We start from the raw sequence: 11,195 nt of genomic DNA on the forward strand, positions 1-11,195 counted from the left end.
TGATAATACAATTCATATTAAATGATAGTAGATTTCAATTTTTCAATTAGCATGAGAGGGAGTTATGCCAGTAAGAAAAATACAGGCTGGATATTGCAACTTAACCGCCAGAGTTCCCAGTACAAAGCTCAATAGAATGGCTGATGCTGAATCATCTCTTGAAAGAGACTTTATATTCTTGTTGGAGCACAATGATAAAGTTTTGCATTTTGAAGAACAGCCATTAACTATACACTTTGGCAAACAGTACTATACACCCGATGTACTAGTTGAATTTACTGATAAGAGCAAAACCCTTTACGAAGTTAAATATCGAGATGAACTTAGTAAAAACTGGGCTAAGCTTAAACCTAAGTATAAGGCAGCCATCAATTATTGCCGTGATAACAACATCCGATTTAAGCTTATCACTGATAAAGAGATCAGAACGCCTTTGCTTAAAAATTTAGAATTCCTCTCTCATTTTTCTCGAACAGTATCTCCCGTCGAAAGTGCTATTGGCAAAGTCTTACTTGATACTCTTATTGACCTAGGCTCTTCATCCCCAAGGGAACTACTTGCAGCATGCTTTTGTTGTCGTATGAAACGTGCTGAAGCGGCACCTATTCTTTGGCGATTAATATCCAATGGCTCTGTTCACACCAATCTAGAACACCCACTTTCAATGCACTCATCACTTACAATATCAAATGATATTTGGGAGACTGTATGACTACTGTACCCTTGAGAGTCGGCTCACCAATTTTATGGCGTGGTGAAAAGCACAAAATAACTAGGATACTCAATTTACAGTACGTACTTTGTGTCAACCAAACCTCTGGAGAGCTAGATAAAGTCCCTGTTAGCGAGATAAGGCCATTTGTAGCCAAACAAATTAATACGACTCCTAAAATTGATCTATCAGATTTAACAGAAAAAGAATGGGAAACAGCTAACAATCGTTTGCGTATTATTCAGAATCTATTAGATCTTGGCCCTAACTGCACCGAGCAAGATGTCGCTGAAACAGCTAAAAAACATGATACTTCACAAGCAACACTTTATCGTTGGCTTAAAAGGTATCGAGATTCAGGCAAGCTCTCATCTCTAATTAATAAAAGAAGAGCTGATAAAGGCGAGTCAAGGCTATCAAAAGAACAAGATAAACTGCTAGACATATGTATTCAGAGAGATTTCCTTAAACTTGAAAGGCCCAATATTAGGCAAGCTTATGATGACTATCTTTTCGATTGTAAAAAAGCAAGCCTTCAACCTTGCTCTCTTGCCTCGTTTACAAGAAGAGTTAATAAAATCGCCCCACAAGCAATAGCTTTACATCGTTATGGGAATAAACAGCTTATCGGTAAACATAGCTCTTCAACTGGCAAATTTCCTGGTGGTACATTCCCATTAGACTGTATTCAAATAGACCACACTAAACCAAATGTGATCCTTGTAGATGACAGAGATAGACAGCCTATTGGCAGGCCATGGGTGACATTTGCTATTGATATATACAGTCGGGTTATTACAGGGTTTTATCTATCTCTAGAAGCGCCTAGCGCAACTTCTGTCGCTCTATGTTTAACGCAGAGCATTTGTAGAAAAGAAAAGTTTTTATTCAATATTGGTATTGACGCATCGTGGCCATGCTGGGGGTTAATGAGAACTGTGCACGCCGACAACGGGCCTGATTTTAGGAGCAAATCAGTCGATCGAGCGTGTCATGAATATTCCATCGCATTGAATTGGAGGCCACTTGGACGTCCTGACTACGGTGGACATGTTGAGCGCTTGATGAGAACGGTCAAAACAGACATATCTAACCTTAAAGGGAGCACATTCCGAAACCCTGAAGATCGGGGTGAATATGATTCGGAAGGAAGAGCTGTGTTTACTTTCGATGAGTTTCATAAATGGCTAACGGTTTATATAACAAAGTACTATCACATGCGTACACATTCAGATTTAAATATGTCACCACTTGCAAAGTGGGAAGAAGGTCTATTCTTTGGTGATGAAATGCCCATGCATGGGTTGCCAGATATAATTGAAGATGAGCGTAGACTGTATCTTGATTTCTTACCTTTTAAGAAACGAACTGTGCAACGATATGGCATCACTATTGACAACGTTACTTATTTCCACCCCTCTATCGCTCGCTGGATTGGAGTAAATGCGCCTACTGATGACAATAAATTTGTTGTTAAATATGAATTACATCAAATTCAATACATATACTTTTTAGATCCCGATACTCAAGAGTATTTGGAAATACCGAGGGTTTATCGCGATGCCCCCAACATGACTCGATTTGAACTATCAAAGATTCAAAAACACCTCAAAAGAAAAGGGGTTCAATCTATTGATGAACAGGCAATTATTCTCGCTCAACGGGAGCTAAAAGAAATAGAAGAGTCAGCAAACAAAGAGACTACTGCAACCCGTCGAATGCGCCAGAGAAAGGCCCAAGCTCCAAAAGCAGTTGCACATGTTTCACCTGCCAACAGCACAGATACCTCACCGGAGAATTCAGAGCTTGACGACTGGGAGGTGGTGAATGCCTACGATGATATTGATTTGGATATGTGAAAATGAACCATTTAGAACCTAAAGTCGCACAGCTACTCAACTTACCGAAAGAAACGCGCATTGCTGAACTGAAGAAAAAGAAATGGATCGGTTACAGTGCAGCAAATAAAGTTCTGGCAAAAATGGAGGATTTACTGAACCATCCTAAAACGCATAGAATGCCAAATCTTTTGATTAAATCTGATACAAACAATGGTAAGTCTTTCTTGCTAAAAAGGTTTATAAAGTCTCACCCATCCTATGAAAACTATGATTCTGAAAGCTTGGTTATCCCTGTCGTAAGTATAGAGATTCCTTCAGAACCAACTCCCGATGTGATTTACTCTTTAATACTTCAGGCCATGCACATCCCTTACAGAGATAGCTATAAGAAAGAAGTTAAATCTCGCAAAGTATTTGATGCTTTTGAAAGGTTTGGGGTTAGGATGCTGATAATTGATGAACTTCATGTGCTAATGAACACAACCAAGCTAAAGAAAGCACAGCTTTTAGATACATTAAAGTACATTGGTAATACGACACAAGTTGTTATTGTCGGTGCTGGTACGATGGAAGCGCACACGGCTATTGTCTCCGATGGTCAACTAGCAAACCGCTTCGAGCCTGCTGTTTTGCCTCAATGGAAATTAAACACTGATTATAGAAAGTTGTTAGCGACGTTTGAATTAATTATACCTCTAGAGCAACCTTCCGATCTGCAGTCACAGCTTATTGCGACCGAAGTATATTCAATGAGTTCAGGTTGGATCGGTGAGATAAATGAAATTCTCACTCGCTCTGCGATTAAAGCCATTAACTCAGGAGAAGAGCGAATCACTCTAGATATATTGAGAAGTATTGATTGGCTAACACCTGAACGCAGGCGTTATACTGGTATTTCTGGTTAGCAAAATGTCTTCTGAAGGTTTGTTACCAGCAAGGCCAAAGCCTTTTGAAAACGAGCTCTTTTTATCTTGGCTAACAAGAGTTGCACGTGCGAATTTATGCGATCCAACTCAGTTTACACAGATAGTTTTATCAGGACTTGATGTTTGGAGTGGTTGTGTCAATGGTAGCTCTTCTCTCCACCCCGAGACAACTCTCAGTCAACTAACAAATGTAGATACCGAATTAATATCAAGTCTATATACAACAAACTACGCTCGACATCATTTTATCGAATTAAATCAATTATTCGCATCCCATTACTTACTACCAGCCAATTGTGCTGGCCGATTATTTACATGCAATTGGATACAGTTTTGTCCGTCTTGTCTGCGTGAGCATAAAGTTGCACACTTCAAAAACCTTTGGCGTATTAGTTTCATGCCTATTTGCTTAATCCATAAATGCGTACTTCATGCTTGCTGCCCAAAGTGCTATAAACCTGTAAATTTCCATCGGGTATCTTACAGTACTGAAGACTGTGCTGAATGCTATAATTGTCGATTTCCACTTTCGTCTGCTGAGAGTCTCACTGTAGCAGATGATAAACACCTACTTTATGTCTGTAATCTCATAAGTGCGGGTATAGAATCTAGCTGGGTCCACATATCGCAAAATAGTCCAGTCCTGATGCCTCTCTTCATAGCAGGAGTCTGGACTTTACTAAAACCATTTTTTCGCTGCAAAACCGCGGTAAGAGTAAGAGAATACTTTGGGCTACAGCTGTCCTATCAACGGAACAACATAAAAACCTTTTGTCACTTCACACCAGTAGAGAGATGTCAGCTGTTATCTTCCATCGGGCTACTTCTTAGGCATTGGCCGGAAACCTTCTTATCCACTTGCTCAAACCTAGAACTAAATAAAATAGCGTTCAACATTAACGAAATAGGTGTGCCTTTTTGGGTTGATACAGTCCTTCGTTATCAGGTGAAGCGACAACCTTATTGGACTAGTGACGCAGAATTTAAGTCTGCGGCAATGTTTTTGAAACGCAGAGGCTATGAAGTTAGTTACCCTAATATTGCGGAAGCACTTGGCTTAGCACGTTCATGCCAACATAACGAGTCGAGAACCCAAATCATCAAATCAATTAAGGCAGGCTATCACTCTACAAAGAAATTTCATTGGAAATAATAACTCCATTTTCAACAAAACGTTCTAGAAAGTGTAAAAATAAGCTTAAGTACTTACCTTAATTCTATAATTGTGAGTGAACAGCCTTCATTTGAAAGTCATTTAAATCCATTACGGGCAATAATAAAACAAAATTCTAGCGCAACACCTATACTGGCCCCGGATTGTTCTGGTTTAAGTTTTCAGAGCTTACTTGAGCGTCCCAATCATTAAAAGCTTTATTGGCTTTTCGATGAAGTTTATCCGCAAATTTCTCAACATCATCGTTATGCTGTAAGCGAAAGCGCGTCTCATTATCTGGCCACCCAGAACGGTCTACAGTAAAGTCTAAAATCACTTTCTTAAGTTGCTGGTTACTAAGATAATCTCCCTCAGTATCGTAGAAGAATAAAACTGAAGTGCTATCTCGATTGCTGCCACTCCCGTCTCGTGCATTCATCTTCTTCTTTTCAAAGTCAACGAAATAGACATGTTTATCTCCGAATGACAATTCCGCGATAACAAATTTCCGAGTCAATTCAAACTTTCGCTCTGGTCCGCTTTGCTCAAAGTCTCTTTTCCCTAACATCAGAAAATCATTATCCCCAATTTCTTTCGGTAAAAACGCATTCAGATAAAAGCTATTTTTTGTTGGTATGCGCCATACGGAAGCTTTCCGCCAAGAGATGTGATATTCACCTTTCAGTGAATGAATAGCGTTTTGGAAAACGTCAAATGCATCAAAGAAACTTGCGCTTCGCTTTTCTAAATCGACTGAACTTTTTTTGACAGACCCCATCGATATTTCTGCTTTTGCAAATTTATCTTGGTTATCATTTCTTAAGTACCCAGAGGCAACTACACCGGCAACTGCTTTTTCTCCCACATATACTTGGATATTCATTACTTCAGGGTCCTTAACTGCCATTTTTTCTATTTTTTTAACTGATAAGCCTAATAGCCCCCCAAAATTTGGCGTATCCTGCTCAAAGTCGAACTCTATATCTAATGTTTCAATTTGAACTTCAGCCATACCTCCTAGTGAAATTGGCAATGGGGAGTTTGGATCATCTAAATCTGTATCTGAAGGAAATGCTGGTTTGTGAATAGGAAAAGGGTTCAAGTAATCAGATTGCTTTCGACCCTCAAATGTTCGACCGTCATTGTCCCTCCCGAACATAAGTTCGTTAAACGGAAATGCGCCACTACATTGATATATTCCGCTAATCAAGAGCGAGCCACATTCAAGCTCATTAGCTTCAACAACCCAGTCTACCTCACCTTGAAGTGGCGGATAAACCTTCAATAGTCTGTGTCCGTTATTTGTTAGAGGAACACTATGAATCGAGTCCGTGTAAATCCTTTCAAATGCTTTTTCAGCAAAGTCAGAATGTCTTATTCTACCAACATGTGGAGCGCATACGTCTGGGATTTTTTTGCGCAGTTGGACGAAAGGCCTATCATCTTTATTTAACTCCATATCAGGATTATAAAGCACCTGTCTTGCTAGCCTTCCTGTAAATGCTGCTTCAACAAGAGAAGTATGTGGATAGTAGAATCTCAATAACTCTGAGCAAGGTATAAATACCTTAATGTTCTTTTTTGTATCATGCCTTATCGCTTCTGCTGTTAAGTAAAAAGATCCGAATATGTCGCTAAACTTATCTCTGAATGACCTGGAATACCATTTATCATCTATTGGTAACTCTGAAAAATTACAAAGCTGAGGCTTATAGTTACGCAGTAGATCTACTCTTATGGAAAATTGATTCTTAACCTCACGCCCTCTCAGCTTTCCGCTAATAATAGGCATTCTTGATGCTAAAAAGCCAAGATTAGAAATATTCACTGGTAAACGATAAGCATGCTCTAAACTTCTTTTACCTTCAATAACCGGCGCTATGATGGTGTCAATTGAAAACTTATCGTCTGACACATTATCAATGCCGATCTTACCAAACCCTAAGATTGTTGACTGTTCAAGTAAGTGCTGAGGCACATGATTAAATGCAAATTCATACAAAGCCGCAACTTTTTTCCTATACATCATTCTCAGCACTTCCTTTTAATGACTTTTTCTAACCGCACAAACTGCGAAAGTTAAGTGCTACTCTGGGCTGGAGAACTTTTGGCCAGAACGCTTTAAGCAGCCTTTCATTAACTAAAGCATTTCCTCGCCAGCAATATCTCCATTTGAATAATTGTGAAAAGCTGTCAATTAGATAGATTTTTTGATTAAAGTCTTCTCGAACCAGAGCTAAAACGGTATCACCCCTTACAGGAACTGCACTCCGTAGCTCATAACCATCTTTGCTCCACCCTTCCCATTTGGAAAAAAAGTACAAATGGTCTTTCCAATTAATACTTAAAAAGTAGTAATCTTCATTCCCAAAATCGGAGTTCAATGAGCAGTATAACTCCTCAAGACAATCGCCCTGTTGCTTCTTATTAGAGACAATATTGTCTACTTCGCGCCAATTTTTCAGGTCAAAATCTTCCGCTGCTTTATGCAAATAGTAGCGCCAACCTCTACTACTCCTATCCCTTTCACGCAAAGCTCTTGCATACTCTTTCAGTGTGGTTTTTAACAGGACTTCTTCAGATAAGTTACCGTGAGCAATATTTAATGTGAAACTCTGTGCTACATGTTTCATATGATTATCCTTTCTTTTGTTGGCACCCACCGCCAAAACAAAACTCATGATGAAAATTAGCATTGATACAATTTGGGCAAATTTTATTGTGGGTCTCAAGGAATTGCCTTACCTACAGTTTTTATACAATGGAATTGCACTCAGTTTCAATACATAAATCTCACTATTCGATAGCAAAGAGCACTATTATCACCTATTGAGCTTCTTACATTCGTGTTTCCATAAAGGAAAACAACTTGCACCTGACTTGGATAACTTTTAGCCTGCTATTATAATTATGTGAATGGAAGGATCTCTCATGTTTAAAGCTATACCAATGACAGCATTGTTGCTTTTGCTACAAAGTTTTAGTTCTACTGCCCACATTCCTTTCAATTATTACGCTCAAGCACAGGGGTTAACGGGTGAATCGTTGAAAGATGCATTGCACAAAATAATAGATAATCACAAAGTACTGCCATATACGGACCCAAATAACCAAGACTGGTTTGATGGTAAAAATATGGATGTATGGGAAGCGTTGCTTATTGCTGACTCATCCTGTCCCCCTGTAAATCCAAAATGTGGCGAGGTGCATATGCTTTATCTGGATGAAACTCGGCCATTTACAAAGGCTAATAGAGGCTCAGGAAAACATGATTTATGGGATCGTGAGCATGTGTGGCCAAAATCTAGAGGTTTTTCTAAAAAGTCCCAGGCAGGTTACACAGATTTACATCATCTCAGACCTGCGGACCGAAACATAAATGGATTACATAGTAACTATGGGTACGATATCGGCGGAGAAATAATAAATGATAAATTAGCTGATGGTTCAGAAGTACCGACATCAATACGACTAGACAAAGTTAACGAGTCATTTGAACCTTCCGATAAAGCTAAAGGCCAAGTAGCACGTATGCTGTTTTATATGGCGGTCAGGTATGAAGTTAATGAACTGAACGAATATGAAAAAATGCCGGACCTTGTATTAATGGATAAGAATGAAAAGGCTTCACAGCCTTGGATTGGCGACCTTTGTACCCTCCTTAAATGGCACACAGAATTTCCAGTTTCAAACTTTGAAATCGAAAGAAATAATAAGGTCATGGCCATACAAGGGAATAGAAACCCCTTTATAGACAACTCATCATGGGCAAGAGATATTTGGGGGTCAAAATGCCAACAATAACTTATATGAAATGCAATGTAGATGAAAAGCCCCTTCGGCAAGCATTATACTGGATGGATCACTCGGCGAAAGCTTATGTCACTCAAGATGAATCCACCTGGCATATCCATTACGAAGAGACACCAAACATTCCAAACTTTAGGGTTAATTTCGAGCAGCATCTCAATGACTATATTCTCAGACATATGTTAGAGCTAGATCTAGGCGCTCTTAAGGCTGCAATAATTAAAAAATCTCTATTAGGGCTGGCTGAGTAAAATGGAGAGATATAAGTTACTTCCGATGCATTTTAGAGAGCTTGACTCAGGTCAAGTACTTATCTCTAACCTCGTGAACAATTACTTCCTGTTAGAATCAAAAAACGATCTGATTAGCTTAGTGAAAGGGTCAGTCCCCAAGTCTTTATCTAAACCCTTAGAGCAGGGACTATTTATTTCTTCAGAAAGCGACTTCGAATCGAAGGTAAAGTTAACAGCATCAGCTTTTTCGAAAAATTTAAATAGAGATTTGCAAGGCCAGCGTCTTATTATGATTGTACCTACATTGCGATGCGACCATAGCTGTACATACTGCCAAGTAAGCAGAGCAAATCTTAATGATAAAGGTTTTGATCTACCCTTATCTTTAATTCCAAACTTAATAGAGTTTATTCTGAAGGTCGAAACACCCCCCTATAAGATTGAATTTCAAGGAGGGGAGCCATTATTAGCTCTAGATTTCATCAAAATGTTTTATGAACAATTTGCAGAAAAAGTCAGTGAAGATAATTTCAGTATCGTAATTGCTACAAGTTTATCTTTAGTCGATGAGGAAATCTTGGACTACGTTAAAGAAAAGAACATTGGTTTTTCTACATCAATAGATTCGGGCAGTTATGCACACAATAAGCATCGAAGATTAATTAAAAAGAATTCATTTGAGTTAATGAAAAGAAATACCTTACTTATTAAAGAAAAACTGGGCAATGATAGGCTAGGAACCGTTACGACCGTTACTAATGAGGGGTTAAATAGCTTCAATGAATTAGTTGATACTCACATTGAACTTGGGATTCAAGACCTCTTTGTCAGACCCGTAAGTTCATTTGGTTTTGCAGCAGGAAGGTTTTCAAGTGCTGTTTCTGTAGACGAGTTTGTAGACTTTTTAAAAAATTTAATTCTACGACTGATAAAAGAATTTCAACAAGGCCGTGTGGTTATAGAACACTTTTTCTTCATCCACTATAAACGACTGATAAATGCGGCTCATGGTGGGTATGTCGATTTGATGTCACCAGCAGGGTATGCCAAACAGAGTTTAATCATAGATTACACAGGTAATATCTTCGGCAGCGATGAGGCCAGGATGATTTATAGAAGGCACGGAGGCGAAGAATTAGTTTTAGGTACTATTGAAACACGCCAACTTAACCTAGACACTTCATTTTCAAGTAATTTGCTTTCTCAATCGTTTAATTTTGATATTCCTGGGTGCTCTGACTGCGTTTATCAAAATGCTTGCGGCTCAGATCCTATTTATCATATTCAAGAGCAAGGTGAACCTATTGGCAATAAGTCTAAATCAGCTTTTTGCGAATTACATAAAAAGGTATTTGATTTAGTTATAAAATTAAGACAAGACCCCTCAAGTGAATACGTTTTCCAGCAATGGCTTGCATATGAATAAAGTTATGCGAATAGACAATTATTTCAATGAATCTCTTGCTGGAATATTTGGGCCAGCACAGATTGTTAAGGCAGGAGAAAAACCACTTACGACCAGTTTTCTCCCCACGATTGAGGTTACTTCAAATCAAAACAATAATAGTGAACATGAAATCTCTATCTGCTCTTCTGAGATAGATAGACACACCGAGCATGGTGATATTTTGCTATTAGATGGAAAAGGAAATGCAAGGGTAATCTTAAGTAGGACTGCAAACTCGAATACAGTATTGGTAACGGAACAGTGCGATAACCAATGTTTATTCTGTTCTCAACCGCCAAGAAAAATAGATGATAGTATTTTGTACGCTTTTGCAGCTCAGGCAATTATCGCTTTTAACTCCAACGATTATATTGGAATTACTGGTGGCGAACCCTTACTAAACAAGCACCTTTCATTAAACCTCCTGAAAACTTTGAACCATGCAGATTGCCAGTCGCCACTTCACATTCTAACAAACGGGCGTGCTTTCAAGGATATTGAGTTTACGAAGAAATTTAAAAAGCTTATTGAGCATCGGAATGTGATTTTAGGAATTCCTCTTTACGGGACGGATAGTACCACTCATGACAACCTTGTTAACGAACATGGTGCCTGGGAAGAAACAATAGACGGGCTAATAAATGCAGGCAATTCTGGCTTAGCTATCGAATTGAGAATTATCCCTACAAAAATGAATATTGAACAGCTACCAAGCATAGCGGAGATGGCTTTAAATACACTTAACAATATAGTTAGTATTTCTATAATGAACTTAGAGCAAGAGGGGTGGGCAAAAAAAAATTGGAGCTATGTGTATTTACCGCCTCAAGATTATTCCGAAATATTGATTCAGACACTAGCCCTCGAGAATACATATAGAGTGCCAATTAATTTGTTTAACTACCCTTTATGTCAAATCCCTGAGCCCGCTAGAAATCATGCTTGCAAATCAATTAGCGATTGGAAAGCAACATACGATGAAGAATGTTCAAGCTGCCTATTAAGGCCAGATTGTGGTGGTTTCTTCATATCCCAGAAAAATAGATGGACTAACCCAGAACTGAGGATTATAT

The 11,195-nt window shown here is 38.7% G+C and carries 10 protein-coding genes; 8 read left to right on the forward strand and 2 right to left on the reverse strand.

Going from position 1 to position 11,195, the window contains the following annotated elements; genetic code table 11:
- Positions 1-64: 64 nt before the first annotated feature.
- From L1D50_RS17290 to L1D50_RS17305, 4 genes are all read left to right on the forward strand, one after another.
- Entirely contained in the window at positions 65-712 is a 648-nt protein-coding gene (locus L1D50_RS17290; protein ID WP_239966479.1) for a TnsA endonuclease N-terminal domain-containing protein, read from the forward strand.
- Complete coding sequence (locus L1D50_RS17295) at positions 709-2,571, forward strand: Mu transposase C-terminal domain-containing protein (protein WP_239966480.1); 1,863 nt, start codon at positions 709-711, stop codon at positions 2,569-2,571. The genes L1D50_RS17290 and L1D50_RS17295 overlap by 4 nt, the downstream gene beginning before the upstream one ends.
- Positions 2,572-2,573: 2 nt before the next feature.
- Entirely contained in the window at positions 2,574-3,458 is an 885-nt protein-coding gene (locus L1D50_RS17300; RefSeq protein ID WP_239966481.1) for a TniB family NTP-binding protein, read from the forward strand.
- Positions 3,459-4,389: 931 nt separating this feature from the next.
- Positions 4,390-4,632, forward strand: a complete 243-nt coding sequence (locus L1D50_RS17305; RefSeq protein ID WP_239966482.1) for a hypothetical protein — start codon at positions 4,390-4,392, stop codon at positions 4,630-4,632.
- A 148-nt stretch (positions 4,633-4,780) separates the two neighbouring features.
- Here the strand turns inward: L1D50_RS17305 and L1D50_RS17310 are convergent, their stop codons facing one another.
- The gene (locus L1D50_RS17310) at positions 4,781-6,661 is read right to left on the reverse strand and encodes a hypothetical protein (RefSeq protein ID WP_239966483.1); all 1,881 of its coding nucleotides are present in this window, start codon (positions 6,659-6,661) and stop codon (positions 4,781-4,783) included.
- A 28-nt stretch (positions 6,662-6,689) separates the two neighbouring features.
- Positions 6,690-7,265, reverse strand: coding sequence for a hypothetical protein (locus L1D50_RS17315; RefSeq protein WP_239966484.1), 576 nt, complete (start codon positions 7,263-7,265; stop codon positions 6,690-6,692).
- A 298-nt stretch (positions 7,266-7,563) separates the two neighbouring features.
- On the opposite strand from L1D50_RS17315, the gene L1D50_RS17320 reads away from it, so the two are divergent.
- The 4 genes from L1D50_RS17320 to hxsC all read left to right on the forward strand — a co-directional run.
- Entirely contained in the window at positions 7,564-8,436 is an 873-nt protein-coding gene (locus tag L1D50_RS17320) for an endonuclease (protein WP_239966485.1), read from the forward strand.
- Positions 8,424-8,693 carry a hypothetical protein gene (locus L1D50_RS17325; protein ID WP_239966486.1) on the forward strand — a complete coding sequence of 90 codons (270 nt, stop codon included), beginning with the start codon at positions 8,424-8,426 and terminating at the stop codon, positions 8,691-8,693. Before L1D50_RS17320 ends, L1D50_RS17325 begins: the two co-directional genes overlap by 13 nt.
- Positions 8,694-8,718: 25 nt before the next feature.
- The gene (gene hxsB / locus L1D50_RS17330) at positions 8,719-10,101 is read left to right on the forward strand and encodes a His-Xaa-Ser system radical SAM maturase HxsB (protein ID WP_239966487.1); all 1,383 of its coding nucleotides are present in this window, start codon (positions 8,719-8,721) and stop codon (positions 10,099-10,101) included.
- The coding region (gene hxsC / locus L1D50_RS17335) for a His-Xaa-Ser system radical SAM maturase HxsC (protein WP_239966488.1) at positions 10,094-11,195 on the forward strand (1,102 nt) is incomplete at its 3' end. The genes hxsB and hxsC, both read left to right, overlap by 8 nt.

This window comes from Pseudoalteromonas sp. Isolate6 (genome assembly GCF_022398435.1).
Lineage (GTDB): Bacteria > Pseudomonadota > Gammaproteobacteria > Enterobacterales > Alteromonadaceae > Pseudoalteromonas > Pseudoalteromonas galatheae.